This is a genomic window from Mycobacterium sp. UNC410CL29Cvi84, from assembly GCF_000686745.1.
Lineage (GTDB): Bacteria > Actinomycetota > Actinomycetes > Mycobacteriales > Mycobacteriaceae > Mycobacterium > Mycobacterium mucogenicum_B.
In genome coordinates, this window is the sequence record NZ_KK366011.1 from 62532 (window position 1) to 82775 (window position 20244).

Genomic DNA, 20244 nt, shown 5'->3' on the forward strand with positions numbered 1-20244 from the left:
AGCAAGGGAGTCCACCATGAGCACCGAGACCTTTACCGACATCGACCTCGCCACAGTCGATCTCACCGACCTGTCGTATTTCCAGGACGGACCGCCGCACGAGTTGTTCGCCCGCATGCGCAAAGAGCCCGGCCCGCACTGGAACGCACTGACGGACGCCGACGAACCCGGCTTCTGGTCGTTCACCAGATATGACGACATCCAGGCGATCAGCAGCAACTCCCAGCTGTTCTCCTCGGCGCGGGGCGGGGTCTTCTTCACGGCCTCCCGGGGCGCCGCGCCGATCGAAGCCCTGCGCGAAGTCATCCTCGGGATGGACCCGCCGCGGCACACCCAGCAGCGCATGGTGGTGCAGGCGGTGTTCACGCCCCGCATGATCCGGCAGATGGAGGCCGAGGTCCGCGCCACGGTCGCCCGGCTCATCGACGACGTGATCGAAAGGGGTACATGTGATTTCGTCGAGGAGATCGCCATCGAACTGCCCTTGATCGTGATCGCCGACATGCTCGGTGTCGTGCAGGACGACCGCCGACAGCTGTTCGAGTGGACCAACATGCTGTCCCGCGCGGCGGCCACCGGTGACTCCCAGATGGGCATGGGCGCCCTGATCCAGATCGGCGGCTACCTGACGGCGCTGACCGCGGCGCGCAAAGAGAACCCCGGCGAGGACCTGCTGTCGCGGATGCTGGCGGCCGAGGTGGACGGTGAGCGGCTGTCCGAAGCCGAGATCACGTTCTTCTTCGCGATCCTGATGTTCGCGGGCAACGACACCACCCGCAACACCGCCTCGGGCGGCCTGCGGGCGCTCATCGAGAATCCGGCCGAACGGCAGAAGCTGCTCGACGACCCGGAACTGATCCCGGGTGCCGTCGAGGAGATGCTGCGCTGGGTGTCCCCGGTCATCTACTTCACCCGCACCGTCACCGAGGACACCGTCGTCGGCGGACACCCGCTGAAAGAGGGTGAGCGCGTATGCCTCTGGTACCCGGCCGGCTCTCGTGACCCGGAGAAGAACGAGAACCCCGAGACCTTCAACGTGTCGCGCGGGAAGATGCCGCACATGGCGTTCGGCGGCGGTGGCGCACACTTCTGCCTCGGTAATCAGTTGGCGCGCCTGGAATTGCGGGTGCTGTTCGAGGAACTCCTGCGCCGCATCCCGGACATGGAGATCACCGGACCGGTGACCCGGCTGGTCTCGACGTTCTCCAACGAATTGACCTCGATGCCGGTGCGCTTCACGCCGGGCACCCGGGAAGGCTGACCATGTTCCCGGGAACTCACGCGCTGACGATGCCGGACAAGGCGGCCGTCATCATGGCCGAGTCGGGGCGCACCGTCACCTATCGCGAACTCGACGACAGCTCACGGCAACTCGCTGTCGCACTGGCCGATCTCGGCCTCGTCAAAGGCGATGTCATCGCAATGCTGAGCGACAACGCTGCCGAGTGCTTCACGATCTACTGGGCCGCACTGCGGTCCGGCCTGTACCTGACCGCGGTGAACTTCCACCTCACCGCCGAGGAAGCCGCCTACATCGTGGACGACTGCGGTGCCAAGGTGCTGATCGCCGCGGGTCGGTTGGGGGAGTTGGCCGAGCAGGTGCGGGCCCTGGTCCCGAACGTCGGACATGCCTTCAGCTTCGGCGACAACCTCGCCGGATTTGATTCGTACGCAGACCTTTTGGCCTCAGCCGGTGACCGGACCCTGCCTGACCAACCCCGCGGCAGCGACATGCTGTACTCGTCGGGCACCACGGGGCGCCCGAAAGGGATCAAGCCGCCACTGCTGCCGATCCAGGTCGACGAGCCGGGCGATCCCATCACGGGGCTGCTCGGCTCCGCCTTCGGTGTGATGGCCGACGACGTCTACCTCTCTCCGGCGCCGATCTATCACGCCGCGCCCCTGCGCTGGTGTGGCGCGATCCAGGCGCATGGCGGCACCGTCGTGGTGCTGGAGAGATTCAAGGCCGAGACGACGCTCGACGCCGTCCAGCAGTACCGGGCCACGGTCATCCAGGTGGTGCCGACCATGTTCGTCCGGATGCTGCAGTTGACCGACGACGCCCGGGCGTCCTATGACGTCTCGAGTCTGCGGTTGGCGGTGCATGCCGCGGCGCCGTGCCCACCCGATGTGAAGCAGGCCATGATCGATTGGTGGGGGCCGATTCTCGTCGAGTACTACTCGTCGACGGAGGCCTGCGGCTTCACCGTCATCAACTCGCACGAGTGGCTGGCCAAGCGCGGTTCGGTGGGCCGGAGCATGCTCGGCCCGGTGCACATCTGCGGTGACGACGGCGCGGAATTGCCCACCGGTGAGCCGGGATTGGTGTACTTCGAGCGCGATGTGCGTCCGTTCGAGTACCACAACGACCCGGCCAAGACCAAGGATGCCGAGCACCCGGCGCACGACAACTGGACGACGGTGGGCGACATCGGCTACGTCGATGCCGACGGTTATCTCTTTCTGACGGACCGGAAGTCGTTCATGATCATCTCCGGCGGTGTGAACATCTATCCGCAGGAAGTCGAGGACGCCCTCGCGCTGCACCCGGCGGTGTTCGACGTCGCCGTCATCGGGGTTCCGGACCCGGCCATGGGACAGCAGGTTAAAGCGGTCGTCCAGCTGCGTGACGGAGTTGACGCCAGCGACGAGCTGGCGGCCCAACTCATCGAACATTCCCGGGCGAAGGTCGCGTCGTTCAAGACACCCAAGACCGTCGACTTCGTCGAGAGCCTGCCGCGTACCCCGACGGGAAAACTGGTCAAGCGCAAGCTCGTTCAGCAGTACGTGGCGCCGGCGAGGGGATGACGGGATGCGACGCATCGTCGGTGTCGAAGACTACTTCGACGCCGGCGTGGAACTGTTGGCGACGCAGGGCCCGGACAGCATCAAAGTCGGCGCCCTGTGCGGTGCCCTGGGGGTCACCACCGGCTCTTTCTACGGCTACTTCGCCAGTCTCGACGAGTTCGTCACCCGGCTCCTGACGACCCGGCTGTCGCAGCCGAACCGGCGCCTACTCGAGTTGGCTGCTTCCGATGACACGTCGGAGGCGATCATGGCCCGGTTACGCGAGCTTCTCGACATCGTTCCGCACGATGCCGAGACGGCACTGCGCGCCTGGGCCCCGCGCCGTGCCGTCGCGGCGCAGCTCCAGCATCGACTGGACATCGAACGTGGCGCAGCCCTGGCAGCCATCCTCGGCAAGCTCGTGCCGGCGGAGCACTGCGGTCGCCTCGCCGAAGTCGCCATGGCTCTGTTGATCGGCTACCAGCAGTTGTTTTCAGACACCGGAGCCGCGGACCGCGACAGCCTGTTCGAGCAGTTCGAAACCATGGTGAGGGCGCACCAAATATAGGTTCCCTTACGATGGGCACTGCGTGAGTGAAAGGTGTGGCGAGTGCGGCTGTCGGTGACGCGCGATGACTACTTCAACGCCGCGATGGAGATCCTGGCCTCGACCGGGGTGGCCGGCTTGAAGATCGCTCCGTTGTGCAAATCGCTGGGCGTCACGTCGGGCTCGTTCTACGGATACTTCGGCAGCATGGACGGCTTCGTCACGGAGTTCCTCGCGTACTGGGAGCGCGCCCAGACCGAGCGGATCGCCGAATTGTCCAACGTGCCAGAGGATCTTGCGACGCGGGTTCATCTGATGAAGACCCTGACGGCGAAACTGCCGCACGATGCCGAGGCGGCGATCCGGGGCTGGGCGCACGCGAATTCGCAAGTGGCCCAAGTTCAGAAGGCGGTCGACGCCAGGCGCGTCGAGATCCTGACCAACCTGCTCCGGCCGGCGGTGGCTACCCGCCGGCAAGCCGAGACGCTCGCCATCATGGGCATCACCCTGCTCGTCGGATTGCAGCAATGGCGGTCGCCGGTCACTCGAAAGGACTTCAACCGGGTCTTCAACGAGTACGAGCAGATGGTCTATCGCGCGATCGGACACACCACCGCGCCCTGAGTGGGCCGACCGGCGGTGCGTCAGACGAGTTCCGGCACCCGCAGATGAGCGATGGCCAGTTCGAACTCACAGATGTCGACCAGACTGCCGCCCAGCTGGGCGAGCTTTTCGGTGCGGAGCGCGCTGGCCTCTTCGCGGTTGTTGTCCAGCGCCGTGGCGCTGTCGAACGTCACGGACGAAACGGCGCGTCCGGACGGCTTGTCGAGCAGGAGGCTGGCGCTGCAGAATCCCTCGAGTTTCTCCAACGGCGGCAGGACCAGCGTCCGGTAGAAGTCGGTGAGCAGGTCCGCCTGATGGGGTTCGACGGAGAACCAGGCAACGCGAAGGCAGGCGCCCTCCGGCGAGCGGTGGCGGCGGTGCAGCGCCGTGACCTCCCACTCGCTGATCTCCTTCCGGGTTCCGTTCAGCAGCTCTGCCGCGCGTTCCCCGAGGGGACGGGCGGCATGCGCCGTCAGGTGCATCACCGCTTCGGACTCCCAGGAGCTGGTGGCGATGCAGCGCCCCAGGCGCCGGTCCACCAGCAGTGACATCCCCGCGGCCCCCAGCTCCTCCAGTGCGGGCAGCACGGTGTCGCGCATGTACGCAACGCCCGCGTCGATCGACGCCGGCTCGGCCTGAAACGTGGTTGAGCGTGCGTACACCAGGCGCTCCTCGGTTGCGGCAGCGCCCCGTGGCGCTGCTCGTTCTCCCCACAGCGTCCCTTGTCGACCCCGATGGCGTATGGACTTTGCCGGAATCCACAGGTTGCGTTAAGGAGCGAGAACCGCGGCGCCGAACCAATGGCAAAGCAGCAGTGCGACTTCCACGTCGATGCGGTCTTCTTCGATCGGTCTGCCGCGGCGCTCGATGGCGCGCTGCACCCGGTACTTCACCGAGTTGACGTGCAGGTGCAGCTCGTCGGCGCTGGATTTGAAGCTGGAGCTGTTGCGCAGGAACCCGCGGAGGGTCTCCCGCAGCCGTTCATCGCTGTCGGTATCCGCGGCAAGCGGGCCGAGCACCTGGCCGACCCACGATCGGGCATGTTCGAGGTCCGAGCTGAACTGTGCTGCGACCACGAGGCCCGGTTCATCGGCGGCGGTGACCGGCCGTGGCGGGGCGCCCGGCGCCATCGCGACCGTCCTGGCGGCGACGGCCTGACGGTGTGAGTCGCGGAAACCGCGCAGCCCGCCCAGCGGGTTTCCCACGGTCAGCCATGGCGCGTCCGGGCGGGACCGGACAAACGCGCGGATTTGACCCACCGGATCGTCGGCGCCGGCCGGTAGCGGAATCCAGGCCCATCCGGTCACCTGATCCGATGCGACGAACAACGGGCGTTCCCGCGCGCCCAGGGCGGCGGCCAGATCGGTCACGAACCGCTCCATGACGTCCAGTTCGTCGCCGTCGGCATGCTCCGCACACCACACGATGAGCGCCAGATGGACCCGGTGCAGCGGGTAGCGGATGAGGTCGGTCGTCTCGTCGATGTCGAGATCGCCGCCGTCGAGCACCTCGCGCACGCGCAGTGCCCGCATCTGGTTCCGATTGGCCAGCCATCGGTCGCGCTCGACCTGGTAGGCGTTGACGACCTGATGCGAGACCTGGTCGATGTAGGTGAACGAGCTGGCGGCGATCTCTTCGAAGACCTGCCATCCCAGCTCGGCGTCGAGCTGCGCCGCCCGCACCTCATCGAGGATCAACTTGAGGACACTGTGGTGACCGAGGCGGTACGCCCGCACCAACTCGTCGACATCGGTGCCGCGCTGCGCCATCCGGCGCGCGTGTTCCAGCGCTGCCGTGGGCGGTTCGATGCGGTCGATGGGGATCCCGTGGCGGATGGCGGGGAAGAAGGCTTCGAGGTTGCCCTGCACGGCGTCGTAGAGCAGCTCCATCAACTCGCCGTCACCGGCCATCTCGGACCGCTCCTGAGCCAGCAATTCCTGGATCGAACGGGTCGTGGCCGGCAGCTTGTCGCCCAACCGATCCACGATCATCGCGGCGGTCTCGGCGGCGAGTGTCCCGGTGTCGTGGCTTCGCGACATCGCCCGACTCTATGGCTTGGCGGGCGTGCCTATCTGGGAATGCGGGCGCGACCCGCGACTGACTGGATCGTCAATTTGTTACTGGCCGGTGGCGTAGGCCAGGGTGCGCGCGCGGGCCGGCGCGGCGACGTGCGGCAACGCCACCGAGTGGACGGCGGCAGCGGCGGCACTGCGGCGGGCGTTGAACCAGCGGACGCCGGCGGCGCCGACGACCAGCAGCAGCGGCCACAGGCCGATGGAGAAGAGGACGATGGCGTCGAAGATGAAGGCGGGCTCGAACATGGCTGTGCTCCTGGATTGATGAAATATATTTGTTCCGTTGATATTTGGAGTTTTCTCAACGGGGAAGCTGATACCAGAACGGTACGGCGCGGGCACGCGGCGACCCAGGTACCGCCGAGACAATCTTTTGGCGATCTGGCCCGAATCGTTGTCCCTGACGAACAAAGGGGCATCAATTTCCGCGGGTGGCCCCCATTCCGGCGCGCCGCGCCGACAATTGATGGTGACGGCAGCAACCGAACCGAAGGCCTCCGACGTGTCCGAACCCGACGAAACGCAACGTGGCGTCGCGACCGGCTGCTACTGCAGACCGGCGACGGAGTCCTGGTGGTCTGGTGGTCCGGCCTTGCGGTCGATCCCGAGAACCGTTTGAACGACGTCGTCGATGGTGGGGATGTCGTCGGACATGTCGGTCGAGGGAGATGCGGTGGCGCTCAGCGCCGTTGCGATGACGTCCCAGGTGTGGCCGGCGGCATGTGCCGCCTCGACAGCCTCGCGCAGTTCACGCTGGGCGGCGCGCAGCGCCTGATGAGCTGCGCCGATGCGCTCGACGTACGCGAGGTGCATTTCCTGCTTCTCTGCTGACATCACTTGTGCTCCAGCCGTTCCTGAGGCTGATGACCGATTCGGGCGCCGAGACTGAGCTTGTGTGTCAAATCCAGCCCAGATCTGGCACACAAGCTCATGTTCGTCAGCTCAGCCGGAAGGCCAGGCCCTCCGGCGGTCACCTCAACCGTCGTTTCCTTTACCGCCTGTTCAACTCAAGGTAGTTTATCTATGGCAACTGACATAGATTTCTATATAGCACCAATGCGTGATTCAATGCAAGTAGTGGAACAGGGAATCTCATGAACGATGCAGATCGCCGGCTGGTGCCGCCGAGCGCAGGACCCGCTGCCGCGGGCCCGGCATCCGATCATGCGGTGTACGGGATCACGGTCGCCGCGGAACTCTCCGGTGCCCCAACACAATCACTGCGGCTGTGGGAGCGGCACGGGCTTCTCACACCGGCGCGCACCGACGGCGGCACCCGCCGCTACAGCGCCGACGACGTGGCCCGGATCGGGCGGATCGTCGCCCTGGTCGCCTCGGGCGTGAACATCGCGGGAATCAGCAGGATCCTCGAATTGGAAGACGACAACAGCGCACTGCGCAGCGCGGCCGATCGGCGCAACCGCTCGAAGTGACGGGCGGCTGACCAGCTCGGTTATCGTGCCTGGGTTTTCGCCGCGAGACCTCGGGTGGCGGGCCCCTCCAGGAGTCGACCGTCCGGCGCGAACCGCGAACCGTGCAGCGGACACTCCCAGGCCCGGTCGGCGTCGTTCCACCGCACCACGCCGCCCAGGTGCGGGCAGATCGCCGACACGGTGCGTTGTTCCCCGTCGACCAGGCTTTCGGCGCGTAGCTGCCACGGGGGTCCACTGACCACCCCGGCGCCTTCGGAGATCCCGTCCGGCGACGCGGAAAGCGGCATGATCCAGCCTTTGGCCAGATTCAGTCCGACCTCGAGATTCGCGCGCAGCGCGGCCGTCACGCCGCGCAGTTCGTGCGGACTCCAACTGGCGAACGCGCGAGCCCACTCGATGTGGCCGCCGAGTATCTGCGCCGAGAGGGCGAGCGCCGCCGCAACACCGTTGGTCAGGCCCCACTTGTCGAAACCTGTTGCCACCCGAATCTTTTCGTAACCCGGAAGCAGGGGGCCGACGTACGGCAACTCATCGATGGGCGAATAGTCCTGGGCTGACCAGAAGTGTGTCGGACGGGCACCCGGATAGTGCAGTTCCGCCCACTTGGTGAGCTCGGCCACGTCGTGGGCGGGTGTGTGCGCGCGGCCCACCGGATGGCCGGCGCCACCGACGATGAGTTTTTCGCCGCTCGCGGATGGCGCGTACCGCACCGACCTGGTGGGGGAATCGACCGAGATGAACATGCCGCCCGTCGCCTCGCGGGCGACGTCGAAAGCCATGCAGTAGGAGCGTTTCGCCGTCAGCCGCGCGAAGAAGCCGCCGCGGTCCAGGATCGGTGTTCCGGTCGCCAGGATGCACCGGTGCGCGGTGACCGACATGTTGGACCCCGCGGCATCAACCGTGGGGTGCGTTGCCTGCAGCGCCACGCGCACCAATCCGTCGTCGGCCACCGACACCGCGCGGACGCCCTGCAGCAGGGTGCCGCCGTGGGCTTCGAATTCGACCGCCAGACTGTTCAGCAGAGGCATCGGATCGACCTGTGCCTGTTCCGGTAGCCGCACGCCGCCATGGAACGGGAACGGCACATCGGCGGTGTCGACCCACTGCGCCTGCGTCAATCCCGCTTCCTGGCAGGCGCTGAACGTGTCACGCGCGGTGGCGACACCCGAGAACGTCTGGGCGTAGGCGTGGTCGGGTTCGGCCTGCCACGGGATCGCATGGTTCTCGCAATGGCGCACCAGCCAATCACGTCCCTCGGCGTTGCCGCGGACGTAGTCGCGCAACACATCCGCGCTGTGCTTGGCGGCAATGCGCGCCAGCTTGCTGCCCTGCAAGACGGTCAACTTGCCGGTGGTGTTGCCGGTTGTGCCGGCACCCACATGCCGCGCCTCGACAACCGTGACGTTCTTGCCCGCTCGGGCCAGCAGCACGGCGGTCGTCAGCCCGGTGATGCCGGCGCCGATCACGACCACGTCGGCGGGCGACGCGAGGTCCGTCGACTCCGGCGACGGCGGCGAAGTCGGCGACATCTCGCGGTCGGCCAACCACAACGAGGTCCGGTGGCAACCATTCGGAGGTCCGGTCACCGCCATGCCTAACCGGCCATGAATTCGGCGTAGGCGGAAGCCAATTCGGGCGGCAGCACCGTCACGTTGCACCGCTGCTGCGTGTCACCGATCGGCGCCAGGATTCCACGCAGGTCCTGATACTGCTGGGGGTGGGCCGTGAAGTACGCCCGGATATCGGCCGACGCCATCGGCCGCGGCTGCGAATATGACGCCACCACAACCTGATTGGCATCGGGATGCGCTGTCAGGTAATTGCTGGCCGCTCCGGTGGCCGAACTGACGGTATTAGCAACGGATTCCGGGCTGCAGTCGGCTTCCGCAATCGCCGTCGCGGGTGTGATCAGACTCAGACACAGCGGTACGGCGGCCAGTACCGGGGTCAGGCTGGTGAATCGAAGCGTCATGGCATGTCCTCCTCTGTGTTTCGTTGCCGACTGGATGCAGATCGGTTGGACGGCATCCGCCAGGCACCGGTCGTCATATACCCGCGGTCGTGAATCTGAACCCACCGGATTTTGCTGTCTCGCATCCACACTGCGTGTTTCAAAGCACCGGAGCGGGTATTCAACCGGCGTCAGGTGGATTCCGAACTCGACGTCCGCTGGAGTGGCTCCGACACTGCCGTCGCTTCTCTCCGGTTCCACAGATCCGGGCGTCCGGTCGGTCGACACCGGCACCGCCGGGACGGTCCAGCCGCAAACAGGACCGTCCCGGCAATCCGGTATCTGAGTCCGGCGCTGATCGCGTCAGCGGCGCGGCAGCGTCGCGTGGGGGCGGAACGGTCGGGTCGGGGGTTCGTCGGGCCGCGCCGCGCGCATGCGCGTGGTGGGTTGCTCGGCGACAAACTGATGGGGTGGCCCGAGTTTCGTCGGCCGCCGCTCACGCCGGGCCGACTCCCGTTCGGTCAGCAGACCACGGGCAATACGGTCGAGTGCGCTCTGGACGTGAATGCGCTCAGGTGCGCCCTGGAATTCGTCCGACTGCGTGAGGGTTTCGGTGATCCAGCTCGAGATCACGTTGCGGGCCGCACCCACCTCGGCCGAACCCGCCGGGGTCAGCGAGTATTCGGTTCCGGAGCGCGTCGCGAACCCGGTGGCCACCAGGCGATCGAAGATCGGTTCGAGAACCTGAGGTGGCACCCGTCGGTCGTCCGCGATGTCGAGAAGGTCTGCGGCGCCGGTCACCGCGGCGTACCGGTAGATCAGCATCAGTGCCCACAATTGTGCGGTCCCCAAGCGGCTGTTCGAGGTGCGAGCCACCGCTTCGAGGTCAATGCCGTTGCTGCGCTGCAACAACCGGCCGACGGCGACTTCGATGAGTTTCTCCGGCGACTCGGTGGTCGGCATGCCGAAACCCTCGCCCATGTCGGTGCTGCCACTGGCGGCAGCGTCACGAAGCGGCACCTGTTTGAGGAACAACGCCAGGACGAAGCCGACGACCGCGACGGGCGCCGCCAGCAGGAACACCTGGCTCAGCGAATCGGCATAGGCGTTGATGATCGGGGCGGCGGTGTCGTGCGGAAGGCTGTGCAGCACTTTCGGCGACGTCGCCGCGTCGGGTGGCGCGCCGCCGGCCCTCATGGCCGCGGGGATGCGGTCACCCAGGAAGTTCGCGAACATCGACCCGAAAATCGCTGCGCCGAAAGAACTTCCGATGGTGCGGAAGAACGTCACGCCGGAGGTGGCGACGCCGAGGTCGGCGAAGTCGACGGTGTTCTGCACCACGAGAATCAGCACCTGCATGCTGAGCCCGATCCCGGTGCCGAGAATCAGCAGGAACAGTGACTGGGTCAGCGTCGAGGTGTCGGCGTCCATCCGTGACAGCAGCACGAACCCCAACGCCATGATGGCCGTACCGGCGATCGGGAAGATGCGGTACTGCCCCGTGCGGCCGACGATCGCGCCGCTGCCCAGTGAGGTGACGAGCAGACCGGCCACCATCGGCAAGGTGCGCAGCCCTGACGCGGTTGCCGAGACACCGTCGACGAACTGCATGTAGGTCGGCAGGAACGTCAACGCACCCAGCATCGCGAAGCCGACGACGAACGACAGCACACAGCACACCGTGAAGACCGGGTTCGCGAACAAGCGGATCGGCAGAATCGGTTCGGGCGCACGGCGTTCCACCATGACGAAGCCTGCGATGGCCACGGCCGAGGCGACGAACAACCCGATGATCGTCGCCGAACCCCAGGCATACGTGGTGCCGCCCCAGCTGGTTGCCAGTGTCAGGCCGGCAGCGCCGAGCCCGACCAGCACGATGCCCGCGTAGTCGACGACGGGTCGCCCGGCGCGCGCCAGTTCGGGAATGACCACGGCCGCGATCCCGATGACCACCACCGCCACCGGCACGTTGATCCAGAACGCCCAGCGCCACCCCAGATGGTCGGTGAACAGCCCGCCGAGCAACGGGCCGACGACGGTCGTGACACCGAACACCGCGCCCAAAGCGCCTTGATACTTGCCTCTTTCGCGCAGCGGGATGACCTCGCCGATCACCGCGACGGCCGTCACGGTGATCGCGCCACCACCCAGGCCCTGCAGCGCCCGCGACGCGACGAGCATCCCCATCGATTCCGCGAGCCCACACAGGACCGAGCCGGCCAGGAACAGCAGGATCGCGACCTGGAAGACCTTCTTGCGGCCGAAGATGTCGCCGAGCTTGCCGACCACCGCGGTCACGATCGTCGAGGCAAGCAGGTAGCTCGTGACGACCCAGGACTGGTGGCCGGCGCCACCGAGATCGGCGACGACCGTCGGGAGCGCCGTCGCCACGATGGTCTGGTCGAGGGCGGCGAGCAGCATCCCGAGAACGACGGCCAGGAAGACGAAGTTGCGCTGCCGCACGCTGGGAGCCGCGTCCGGCACGTCGGTGGGGCTATGTGTGGTGGTGGCTGTCATAACCCGGCTGACCTCAGGTCTGGGCCGGACTGCTCGCCAATGCCTCGGTGATGGCCTCGCAGAACGCCGGCAGATCGGAGGGCGAACGGCTGGTGATGAGATTGCCGTCGATACACACTGCTTGATCGACGACGGTGGCTCCGGCGTTACGCAGATCGGTGCGGACACTCGGATAGCTGGTCACCTTGCGGTCGCGGACGACGTCGGCCTCGACGAGGGTCCACGGCCCGTGACAGATCGCGGCGACGGGCTTGCCGGAGCGGACGAAGTCGCCGACGAACGCCACCGCGGTGTCGTCGACCCGCAGTTTGTCGGGGTTCACGGTGCCGCCCGGCAGGATCAGCGCGTCGAACGCGTCGACCCGTACCTCGCCGACGGTGCGGTCCACCGCGATGGTGCCTGCCGGTTCGAGGTCGTGATTGCGGGCCTGGATTTCGCCGGCCGTGATCGACAACACCTCCACGGCGGCGCCGGCTTCCTCGACCGCGGCGCGCGGTTCATCGAGCTCGACCCTTTCGACGCCGTCGGCGGCGAGGATGGCGATCCGGCGGCCTTGCAGTTCCTTGAGCACGTGGCTGTTGATACCCCCGGAGGCGTCGCCCAAACGTGGCCCTGGCACGCCGTCAGCGCAGTTCTGCGATGACTTTGGCGAACGCCTCCGAATGCTGTTGCTGGACAATGAAGTAGGTCACCCCGTAGCGATCCCGCAGGTCGCGGATCCGGGCGGCCATGTCGGTGGTGCTGCCGCTGAGGGCGCCCGGAGTCGTCAACAGCTCTGCGTCGCTGAGGTCGGGCTGGAAGCGCCGGGTCATGGAAAGGTCCGGTATCCCGGACCCGTCGGTCGGCACCGCGGTGATGGCCAGGTTCAGCTCCAGTTCATCGAACCGGTCGCCGGCGGCGTTGCGCACGAACGAAATTCGCTCCGCGAGCGGATCGTGGTCGGCGGACGGCGGCCCACCCCCGGTCAGCCCGATGATCTGCGCCTGCTGGGCGGCGACCGTCAGTAGCTTGTCGCCGGCACCGGCGATCATCACCGGCACGTCGGGCAGGTGGGTGCGCAGATACGAGGTCACGTGCGCGGTGTACGCCACCCGGTTCCCGGCGCTGGGGAACGGCAGTTCGGCGGCATCGAATTCTTCCTTGACGTACCCGGCGCCGAGGCCTGCCTCGAAACGCCCCTCGGTCAGGTCGCGCATGGCCGCGATGTCGCGGGCCAGCAGCGCGGGCTTGTAGAAGCAGGCGTTGAACACGAAGGTGCCCAGGTGCAGTGTGCTGCTCGCGGCAGCGGCGGTCGCCAGCACCGGGAACGGGGCCGGTGCGCCCAGATGGTCGGGCACGAGCAGGACGTCGTAGCCGAGGTCCTCGCCACGGCGCGCCGCGTCCTGGACCGCTGACCGGCTGTCGGTGTGCCGCAGGCCGACGCCGAACCGGAAATCTCTCGTCATGTGTTCGACCTTACGGACGCGCGGAGCGTGCCCGCCGGTGCAAACTGCAGGTGTGCGCCCCAGACTGACACTGACCGCGGTCTGCGTGGTGGTGTTCATGCTGCTGCTCGACATGACGATCGTGGCCGCGGCACTGGCCGACATCCAGGCTTCACTGCACGCGCCGCTGTCGGGATTGCAGTGGGTGGTCGACGCCTACGCGCTGCCGATGGCCGGATTACTGCTCACGGCGGCGACGGTGGGGGACCGGCTGGGGCGGCGGCGGTTGTATCTCGGCGGCCTGGTGGTGTTCATGTTCGCGTCGGCCGGGTGCGCGCTGGCCCGCAACATCGACGCACTCAACGGGCTGCGGGCGGTGCAGGGCGCGGCCGGCGCGGTGCTGCTCGGGGTGTCGTTGCCGATGCTCGCGGCCACGTTCCCCGACGCGCGCCAGCGGGCGGGCGCCATTGCGGCGTACGGCGCGGCGATGGGGGCAGGCGGTGCCGTCGGGCCGCTGCTGGGCGGTGCGCTGGTCACAGCGTACGGGTGGCCGTCGATCTTCCTGATCAACCTGCCGGTCGGCGTGGTCGCGCTGTACATCGTCATCTTCGCCGTCCCCGAAAGCGTCGTCCCGCGGTCACGTCCCGTCGACATCTGGGGCACGGTGGTGCTGACGGCGGCGCTGTTCGCGGGCGTGTACGTGCTGATCGAGGGCAACCACTTCGGTTGGGGCAGCCCGATCATGTTGGGACTGAGTGTTTTCTGTGTGGCCGCTCTGGCCACATTCGGGCTACGCGAATCCCGTCTGGCCGAGCCGATGCTCGACGTGCGGCTGCTCGCCGGTCCCGGATTCGCGGGTGTCTCCCTGGCCGCGTTCGCCGCGACCGGGACGCTGATCGCGTCGACGAACTACCTCGCGTTGTATTTCATGAACACGTTGGGGTTCAGCCCCTTTGGCGCCGGGTTACGGTCGCTGCCGCTGACGCTGGCCATCGTGCTGGGTGCCCCGCTGGCGATGATCGCGGCGCGGCGGATACCGGTGGTCGCGACCATCCCGGCGGGCGTCGCATTGATTGCCGCGGGTATGTGGATGATGACGGCAGTAAACGCGAACACGACATGGACGCACTTCATCTCGGGGTCGGTCGTGGCCGGGCTGGGACTCGGTGGACTGTCGGCGTTGACGTCTGACGCGGCGCTGCGTTTCGTGCCGGTCGCCGACGCCGGGATGGCGACGGGAACGGTCAGCACGGCGCGGCAGATCGGCATCCTGGCCGGTGTCGCCGGGCTGGGCGCCTTGTTCAGCCGGCACGCGGGCGACCTTGCCACGTCGCGGCTTTCCGCAGTGCCGGGCCTCGGCGCCGAAGCGGGCCGGCAGCTCAGTGACGGGCTGGCGGCCGGCGCCGGGTTGCGGGCGCTGGAGGTGGTACCCGACCGGCTGCGTCCCGCGCTCGCCGTGGTCGCGCGGGAAGCCAGTGCGGCCGGCATGCAGTCCGCCTTGGCCGTCGCCGCGCTGGCCGCCACCACGGCGACGTTGTTCGTGGCGCTGCTCGTCCGGATGGGCGCCCGGCAAACAATCCATGCAGAGTCTGTGGATTAGCCGAAGTTGCTACGGCCGAGCCGCAATGCGGATATTTTCGAAGCTTATGTTCGGCGCTGCTGTTCTCATCCCAGCGACCGATTCCGGCCGCTACAGCATCGTCATCTCCGACGATCCCGATGAGATCGAAGCGGCGCAGCGTCTGCGGTACCAGACGTTCGCCGAAGAGCTGGGTGCCGCACTCCCGCAAGCGATTCGCGGACCGCGCACCGGCGAGATGATCGACGTCGATCGCTTCGACGTCTACAGCGATCACCTGCTGGCCCGCGACGAACAGACGGGGGCGATCGTCGGCTGCTACCGCTTGCTGCCCCCGGATGGTGCGCGGGCGGCCGGCGGCATCTTCACCGACACCAACTTCAAGCTCGGCGCCGGCATCGACGCGCTGCGGCCCTCACTGGTCGAGTTGGGCCGTGCCAGCGTGCATCCCGACCATCGCAACGGTGCGGTGATGGCGATGCTGTGGGCCGGGATTCTGCGCTATCAGGAACTGACCGGATACCGGTGGGCGATCGGCAGTCTGTCGGTGCGCATGGAGGACGGCGGTGCGCGTGGTGCGCTGGTGCGCGGCGTTCTCGACCGGGCGTACCGGCGGCACCCGGCACCGCCGGAGTTCCGCGTGACACCACGAAACCCGGTGCAGGTCAACGGAATACCTCTCGCCGACCTGCCCGATCCCGGCCGCGTGCGGGTGCCGCCGATGGTGGCCGGCAGCCTGCGGATCGGCGGTGTGATCTGTGGGGAACCGTCGTACGACCCGGAATTCGACATGGCCGATTTCGTGGTGCTGATCAACCGGGACATGGTGCATCAGCTCTACCTTGCCCGGCTCACCCGTAACCATGTCCAGACCTGACGCTCCCGACATGCTGGGAGTCGGGTTCGGGCCGTCGAATCTGGCGCTGGCCGTGGCCCTCGCCGAGCGCGGCGTGCGCGGCCGCTTCGTCGATGCCCAGCCGCGGTTCGGCTGGCACCGCGACATGTTGCTGCCCGGCACCCGGATGCAGATCCCGTTCCTCAAAGACCTGGCGACGCTGCGCAATCCGCAGAGTGCATTCACGTTCGTGAACTACCTGAGTGATCGCGGCAGGCTGGTCGAATTCATCGGTCGCCACGACGTGTTCCCGAGCCGGCACGAATTCCACGACTACCTGCAGTGGGCCGCGGACCGGTTCGCGGACGACGTGCGCTACGGCCGCCGCGTGGTCGGGGTGACGGCAGGTGATGCCGGATTCGCGGTGCAGCTCGACCCCGGCGAGGTCATCTCGACACGGACCCTGGTGCTGGGCACGGGCCTGCACCCGGTGCTGCCGACGGGCACGCGCTCGACCCTGCGCCAGTGGCACAGCCACCAATTGCTCAGTGCCGTGGCGGCGCTCGGCGCGGTGGACGGCGGCCGGTTCGCCGTGGTGGGTGCGGGGCAGAGCGCCGCCGAGGTGGTTTCCCACCTGCACCGCACCTACCCGCGCGCCGAGGTGCACGCGGTGTTCGGCCGGTACGGATACAGCCTCGCCGACGACAGTGCCTTCGTGAACCGCATCTTCGATCCCGCAGCGGTCGACGAGTTTTACGGCGCGGACGGCGCGGAACGTCAGCGTCTGCTCGACTACCACCGGTCGGCCAACTACTCGGCCGTCGACGTCGACCTCATCGCGGACCTGTATGAACGCGAATACGACGAACGCGTCAGCGGGGCCCGCCGGCTGTTCCTGCATCGGGCATGCAGCGTCACCGGTGCCGACGAAGACGACGCGGAGGTCCGGCTGGGCCTGCGCAACCGCATCGACAACACGACCGAGACCGTGCGCTGCGATGCCGTGGTGTACGCGACCGGCTACGCGCCGATGGATGTGCCGGCGTTCCTGGGCGAGCTGGCGTCCTGCTACGAGTTCGACGACCATGGCCGCCCGCTGGCCACGCGCGATTACCAGTTGGTGGCCAGGCCGGGCGCTCCCGGCGACATCTACCTCAACGGTGCGACCGTCGAACACAGCCACGGGCTCGGCGCGACGCTGCTTTCGAACGTGGCCGTCCGCAGCGGCGAGATCGCGGCGGCAATCAGCCCGTGACGGTCAGGTAGATCAGGACCACATTCAGGACCGAAATCAGCACGGCCACAGCCCATCCCAGTGCCGTGACGAGCCGGTGGTTGATGTTCTCGCCCATCACGGCGCGGTTGCTGGTCAGGCGGACCAACGGGATGAGCGCGAACGGGATGCCGAACGACAGCACCACCTGCGAGATGACCAGCGCGCGCGTCGGGTCGAATCCGACGGCCAGCACCACCAGCGCCGGAATGACCGTGACGGCCCGGCGGAGCAACAGCGGGTACGACCGGTTCAGCAGGCCCTGCATGATCATCGCGCCGGCGTACGCGCCGACCGACGAGGACGCCAGGCCCGAAGCCAGCAGGCCGATGGCGAAGCACAGCGCGATCGCCGGACCCAGGGCATTGCCGACCGCGGCGTGCGCGCCCGCGATGGTGTCGGTGCCCGCGACGCCCTGCAGATGCGTCGCCGCGACCAGCAGCATCGACAGGTTCACCGCGCCCGCGACCACCATCGCCAGGCCGACGTCGACGCGCGTGACGCGCAGCATGTGGCGCAGTGGCGCGCCGGCCTCGGGCTTCCCGTGCCGGTCGCGAGCCAGACCGGAGTGCAGGTAGACGACGTGCGGCATGACCGTCGCGCCCAGGATCGCAGTGGCCAGCAGGAGGCTCTCGGGTCCGGCGAAGTGGGGCACCATGCCGCCGAGAACATCGCCGGGCGCGGGCGGATCGACGATCAGGCTGGTGAGGAAGCCGATGGTGATGACCATCAGCAGGCCGGCGATGATCCGTTCGAATGCGCGCTGACTGCCCCGGTTCTGTACCGACAGCAGGCACATGGAGACCACACCGGTGATGACACCGCCGATGAGCATCGGTAGGCCGAACAACAGCTGCAGCGCGATGGCCCCGCCCACCACTTCGGCGAGATCGGTTGCCACGGCCACCATTTCGGCCTGTACCCAGAACGCGAGCCGGGTTGGCGTGCGGCAGTTCTCGGCGACCAGCTCCGGCAGGGACCGGCCGGTCGTCAGGCCCAGCTTGGCCGACAGGTACTGCACCAGGCCGGCCATCACGTTGGCCAGCAGGATCACCCACACCAGCAGGAAACCGAACTTCGCGCCCGCGCTGATGTTGGCCGCGACGTTGCCCGGATCCACGTAGGCGATGGCAGCGACGAACGCCGGGCCCAACAGGGACCAGGTCGGGCGCGACGAGCGCGACGGTGCGCGGGTCTCGGTCAGCATGCACTCACTCTCTATCCGGGTTTGCGAATAGAAAAGTTAGGGTAGCCGAAATCTGCGCTTCGGATCAACGTGGGCCGCGGTACAGCCCTTTCCCGGTGATCAATGGCAGGTCGAGCGTGGTGCGGATGCCCGGTTCGGCGGCAACCACCGCCGGGATCGCGTTCACGACGCGGGCCGCGGTGGCCACGAGGCCGGCGTGGTTGTGATCGCCCTTGCGGCTGCTCAGGCACAGGTCCAGGGCGTACGACGGCTCGCCCGTCACCTCGACGCGGTACGAGCCGCCCTCCTGTGCGGGCTGCGGCCAGTCGGGGCAGATGTCGTCGCGCAGTCGGGTGATGTGCTCGAGCACGACGGCCGGGTGGCCGTCCTTCATGCCGCGCACCTCGAATCGCATGGCTGCCGTCGTGCCCGCCGGGATGTGGCCCGACGCGATGTCGAAGTCCTCGGGCGCGGGCACCCGGGTGTGCATCTCGGTCAGCTCGTCGAGTTCGATGCCGAGGCCCGCGGCCAGCTGCCGCACGACCGAACCCCACGCCAGGCTCAGCACGCCGGGCTGCAGCAGCATCGGCAATTCATCGATGGGCTTGCCGAAGCCCATGACGTCGAACATCACCGTCGCGCTGTCGTAGGTGGCGTAGTCGACGATCTCCATGCATCGGACCTGCTCGACGCTCTGGCAGGTGCCCATGAGGGCAAGGGGGAGAAGGTCATTGGCGAAGCCGGGGTCGATGCCGTTGACGAACAGGGACGATCCGCCTTCTTTTGCGGCATCTTCGAGCGGTGCGATCAGTTCGGCGGGCAGCACCTGCCACGGGTACTGCAGGAACACCGCCGCACTGGCGACGACGTTGACGCCGGCGGCCAGGATGCGCCGGTAGTCCTCCAGTGCCTCGGGTAGCCGGTTGTCGGCCATGGCCGTGTAGACGACACAGTCCGGCTTGCCGGCCAAGATGGCGTCGAGGTCATCGGTGGCCGTGACGCCGGTCGAAATATCAAGGCCGGCAAGCTCTCCGGCGTCCTTGCCGGCCTTGGCGGCCGAGGACACCCAGACGCCCGTCAGTTCATAGGCGGGGTCATTGATGAGCTGCGTCAGGGCATGGCGGCCGACGTTGCCAGTGCCGACTGCGGCGACTTTGATGGGCATGTGGGCGTTCCTCACAGGTCCGGGATGGGGAGATCGAGGTTGGGAAACGTGAGGCCGCCATCGACCTCCAGCACCTTGCCGGTGACGTAGGCACCGGCCGGTGAGGCCAGGTACAGCGCGGCGGCGGCGATGTCCTCCGGGTCGCCGAGGCGGCGCATCGGGGTGGCCTTCTCCATGGGGTCGCGCAAGGCCTCGTTGGAGGCGACGATGTCCAGCGCCGAGGTCAGGATCGAACCCGGTGCGATGCCGTTGACCCGGATCTTCGGGCACAGGTCCATCGCGGCGAGCTTGGTGTAATGCGCCAGTGCCGCCTTGGCGGTGCCGTACGCGGCGAATCCGCGGCCCGCGAGCCGGCCGACGGCCGAGGTGATGTTGATGACGCTGCCGCCGCCGGCGTGCTCCAGCATCAGCGGGACCGCGGCCTGCGTCAGCGCGTGCGCGGTGGCGACGTTGAACGTGAAGGCGTCTTTGAGATCCTGCGGTGAGGTGTACATCAGCGGTCCCGGCATGGTGCCGCCGACGTTGTTGACGACGACGTCTAGTCGGCCGAACGCCTCGACCGCCGCGGCGGCGAGCTTGGCGGTCTCGTCCGGGTGGGCCAGGTCGGCGGCGATGATGTGCGCCTTGCGGCCGGCCGCCTCGACCTGCGCGGCGACCTCCTGCAGCTGGGACTCGGTCCGCGAGGCAATCACCACGTCAGCACCGGCTTCGGCGAATGCGACGGCAATGGCCGCGCCGAGGCCGCGGCCCGCGCCGGTCACCACCGCTACCTGGTCGTCGAGCCGGAATCTGTCCAGAATCACGTGTGCCTCACTCGCCTCGTCGTGGTCGTTGTTAGGCACGCTAGCAAGTTAGAGGCGCTGCGGGAA

At 67.5% G+C, this 20244-nt stretch carries 20 protein-coding genes; 8 read left to right on the top strand and 12 right to left on the bottom strand.

Annotated elements, in window-relative coordinates:
* Positions 1-16: 16 nt before the first annotated feature.
* The 4 genes from BR47_RS0127260 to BR47_RS0127275 are packed head-to-tail and all read left to right on the top strand — an operon-like array spanning position 17 to position 3958.
* Complete coding sequence (locus BR47_RS0127260; protein WP_029121417.1) at positions 17-1261, top strand: cytochrome P450; 1245 nt, start codon at positions 17-19, stop codon at positions 1259-1261.
* A 2-nt stretch (positions 1262-1263) separates the two neighbouring features.
* Positions 1264-2808 carry an acyl-CoA synthetase gene (locus BR47_RS0127265; RefSeq protein WP_029121418.1) on the top strand — a complete coding sequence of 515 codons (1545 nt, stop codon included), beginning with the start codon at positions 1264-1266 and terminating at the stop codon, positions 2806-2808.
* Between the two features lie 4 nt (positions 2809-2812).
* On the top strand, positions 2813-3355 hold the full coding sequence (locus BR47_RS0127270) for a TetR/AcrR family transcriptional regulator (protein ID WP_020098980.1): 543 nt from the start codon (positions 2813-2815) through the stop codon (positions 3353-3355).
* 42 nt (positions 3356-3397) lie between these two features.
* Positions 3398-3958, top strand: coding sequence for a TetR/AcrR family transcriptional regulator (locus BR47_RS0127275; protein ID WP_020098981.1), 561 nt, complete (start codon positions 3398-3400; stop codon positions 3956-3958).
* Between the two features lie 20 nt (positions 3959-3978).
* On the opposite strand, the gene BR47_RS0127280 is transcribed toward BR47_RS0127275, so the two are convergent.
* The 4 genes from BR47_RS0127280 to BR47_RS0127295 all read right to left on the bottom strand — a co-directional run bounded on the left by BR47_RS0127280 (position 3979) and on the right by BR47_RS0127295 (position 6846).
* The gene (locus tag BR47_RS0127280; protein ID WP_020098982.1) at positions 3979-4599 is read right to left on the bottom strand and encodes a hypothetical protein; all 621 of its coding nucleotides are present in this window, start codon (positions 4597-4599) and stop codon (positions 3979-3981) included.
* 108 nt (positions 4600-4707) lie between these two features.
* Entirely contained in the window at positions 4708-5976 is a 1269-nt protein-coding gene (locus BR47_RS0127285; protein ID WP_020098983.1) for a PucR family transcriptional regulator, read from the bottom strand.
* Between the two features lie 78 nt (positions 5977-6054).
* Positions 6055-6258 carry a hypothetical protein gene (locus BR47_RS0127290; protein WP_020098984.1) on the bottom strand — a complete coding sequence of 68 codons (204 nt, stop codon included), beginning with the start codon at positions 6256-6258 and terminating at the stop codon, positions 6055-6057.
* Positions 6259-6558: 300 nt separating this feature from the next.
* Positions 6559-6846, bottom strand: coding sequence for a hypothetical protein (locus BR47_RS0127295; RefSeq protein ID WP_020098985.1), 288 nt, complete (start codon positions 6844-6846; stop codon positions 6559-6561).
* Positions 6847-7106: 260 nt separating this feature from the next.
* Between BR47_RS0127295 and BR47_RS0127300 the strand changes: the two genes are divergently transcribed.
* Positions 7107-7445, top strand: a complete 339-nt coding sequence (locus BR47_RS0127300; RefSeq protein ID WP_020098986.1) for a MerR family transcriptional regulator — start codon at positions 7107-7109, stop codon at positions 7443-7445.
* Between the two features lie 20 nt (positions 7446-7465).
* Here BR47_RS0127300 and BR47_RS0127305 read toward each other — a convergent pair whose 3' ends face one another.
* From BR47_RS0127305 to BR47_RS0127325, 5 genes are all read right to left on the bottom strand, one after another.
* Entirely contained in the window at positions 7466-9037 is a 1572-nt protein-coding gene (locus BR47_RS0127305; protein WP_051635050.1) for an FAD-dependent oxidoreductase, read from the bottom strand.
* 2 nt (positions 9038-9039) lie between these two features.
* On the bottom strand, positions 9040-9417 hold the full coding sequence (locus BR47_RS0127310) for a heme-binding protein (RefSeq protein ID WP_020098988.1): 378 nt from the start codon (positions 9415-9417) through the stop codon (positions 9040-9042).
* A gap of 342 nt (positions 9418-9759) precedes the next feature.
* Positions 9760-11913 (bottom strand): MDR family MFS transporter, encoded by a 2154-nt coding sequence (locus BR47_RS0127315; protein ID WP_036427917.1) that lies wholly within the window; start codon positions 11911-11913, stop codon positions 9760-9762.
* Positions 11914-11926: 13 nt separating this feature from the next.
* Entirely contained in the window at positions 11927-12484 is a 558-nt protein-coding gene (locus BR47_RS0127320; protein ID WP_029121421.1) for a type 1 glutamine amidotransferase domain-containing protein, read from the bottom strand.
* Between the two features lie 52 nt (positions 12485-12536).
* Entirely contained in the window at positions 12537-13358 is an 822-nt protein-coding gene (locus BR47_RS0127325; protein ID WP_029121422.1) for a TIGR03621 family F420-dependent LLM class oxidoreductase, read from the bottom strand.
* A 64-nt stretch (positions 13359-13422) separates the two neighbouring features.
* On the opposite strand from BR47_RS0127325, the gene BR47_RS31650 reads away from it, so the two are divergent.
* The 3 genes from BR47_RS31650 to BR47_RS31655 are packed head-to-tail and all read left to right on the top strand — an operon-like array spanning position 13423 to position 17006.
* Complete coding sequence (locus BR47_RS31650; RefSeq protein ID WP_353583011.1) at positions 13423-14937, top strand: MFS transporter; 1515 nt, start codon at positions 13423-13425, stop codon at positions 14935-14937.
* 46 nt (positions 14938-14983) lie between these two features.
* A complete protein-coding gene (locus BR47_RS0127335) occupies positions 14984-15793 on the top strand; it encodes a GNAT family N-acetyltransferase (RefSeq protein WP_029121423.1) in 810 nt (269 codons plus the stop codon).
* 10 nt (positions 15794-15803) lie between these two features.
* Positions 15804-17006, top strand: a complete 1203-nt coding sequence (locus tag BR47_RS31655) for a lysine N(6)-hydroxylase/L-ornithine N(5)-oxygenase family protein (RefSeq protein WP_036427920.1) — start codon at positions 15804-15806, stop codon at positions 17004-17006.
* On the opposite strand, the gene BR47_RS0127345 is transcribed toward BR47_RS31655, so the two are convergent.
* The 3 genes from BR47_RS0127345 to BR47_RS0127355 form a co-directional block, all read right to left on the bottom strand.
* The gene (locus BR47_RS0127345) at positions 16996-18231 is read right to left on the bottom strand and encodes an Nramp family divalent metal transporter (RefSeq protein WP_029121424.1); all 1236 of its coding nucleotides are present in this window, start codon (positions 18229-18231) and stop codon (positions 16996-16998) included. The two genes, BR47_RS31655 and BR47_RS0127345, sit on opposite strands and share 11 nt — an antisense overlap.
* Positions 18232-18295: 64 nt before the next feature.
* Positions 18296-19375, bottom strand: coding sequence for an NAD(P)H-dependent amine dehydrogenase family protein (locus BR47_RS0127350; protein WP_029121425.1), 1080 nt, complete (start codon positions 19373-19375; stop codon positions 18296-18298).
* 11 nt (positions 19376-19386) lie between these two features.
* On the bottom strand, positions 19387-20178 hold the full coding sequence (locus BR47_RS0127355; protein WP_029121426.1) for an SDR family oxidoreductase: 792 nt from the start codon (positions 20176-20178) through the stop codon (positions 19387-19389).
* Positions 20179-20244 lie beyond the last annotated feature (66 nt).

What these genes read in the sequence shown, in the direction of transcription:
- BR47_RS0127260 (WP_029121417.1), top strand. Translation starts at nt 17, where the DNA reads ATGAGCACCGAGACCTTTACCGACATCGACCTCGCCACAGTCGATCTC.
- BR47_RS0127265 (WP_029121418.1), top strand. Translation starts at nt 1,264, where the DNA reads ATGTTCCCGGGAACTCACGCGCTGACGATGCCGGACAAGGCGGCCGTC.
- BR47_RS0127270 (WP_020098980.1), top strand. Translation starts at nt 2,813, where the DNA reads ATGCGACGCATCGTCGGTGTCGAAGACTACTTCGACGCCGGCGTGGAA.
- BR47_RS0127285 (WP_020098983.1), bottom strand. Translation starts at nt 5,976, where the DNA reads ATGTCGCGAAGCCACGACACCGGGACACTCGCCGCCGAGACCGCCGCG.
- BR47_RS0127290 (WP_020098984.1), bottom strand. Translation starts at nt 6,258, where the DNA reads ATGTTCGAGCCCGCCTTCATCTTCGACGCCATCGTCCTCTTCTCCATC.
- BR47_RS0127295 (WP_020098985.1), bottom strand. Translation starts at nt 6,846, where the DNA reads ATGTCAGCAGAGAAGCAGGAAATGCACCTCGCGTACGTCGAGCGCATC.
- BR47_RS0127300 (WP_020098986.1), top strand. Translation starts at nt 7,107, where the DNA reads ATGAACGATGCAGATCGCCGGCTGGTGCCGCCGAGCGCAGGACCCGCT.
- BR47_RS0127305 (WP_051635050.1), bottom strand. Translation starts at nt 9,037, where the DNA reads ATGGCGGTGACCGGACCTCCGAATGGTTGCCACCGGACCTCGTTGTGG.
- BR47_RS0127310 (WP_020098988.1), bottom strand. Translation starts at nt 9,417, where the DNA reads ATGACGCTTCGATTCACCAGCCTGACCCCGGTACTGGCCGCCGTACCG.
- BR47_RS0127315 (WP_036427917.1), bottom strand. Translation starts at nt 11,913, where the DNA reads ATGACAGCCACCACCACACATAGCCCCACCGACGTGCCGGACGCGGCT.
- BR47_RS0127325 (WP_029121422.1), bottom strand. Translation starts at nt 13,358, where the DNA reads ATGACGAGAGATTTCCGGTTCGGCGTCGGCCTGCGGCACACCGACAGC.
- BR47_RS0127335 (WP_029121423.1), top strand. Translation starts at nt 14,984, where the DNA reads ATGTTCGGCGCTGCTGTTCTCATCCCAGCGACCGATTCCGGCCGCTAC.
- BR47_RS31655 (WP_036427920.1), top strand. Translation starts at nt 15,804, where the DNA reads ATGCTGGGAGTCGGGTTCGGGCCGTCGAATCTGGCGCTGGCCGTGGCC.
- BR47_RS0127345 (WP_029121424.1), bottom strand. Translation starts at nt 18,231, where the DNA reads ATGCTGACCGAGACCCGCGCACCGTCGCGCTCGTCGCGCCCGACCTGG.
- BR47_RS0127350 (WP_029121425.1), bottom strand. Translation starts at nt 19,375, where the DNA reads ATGCCCATCAAAGTCGCCGCAGTCGGCACTGGCAACGTCGGCCGCCAT.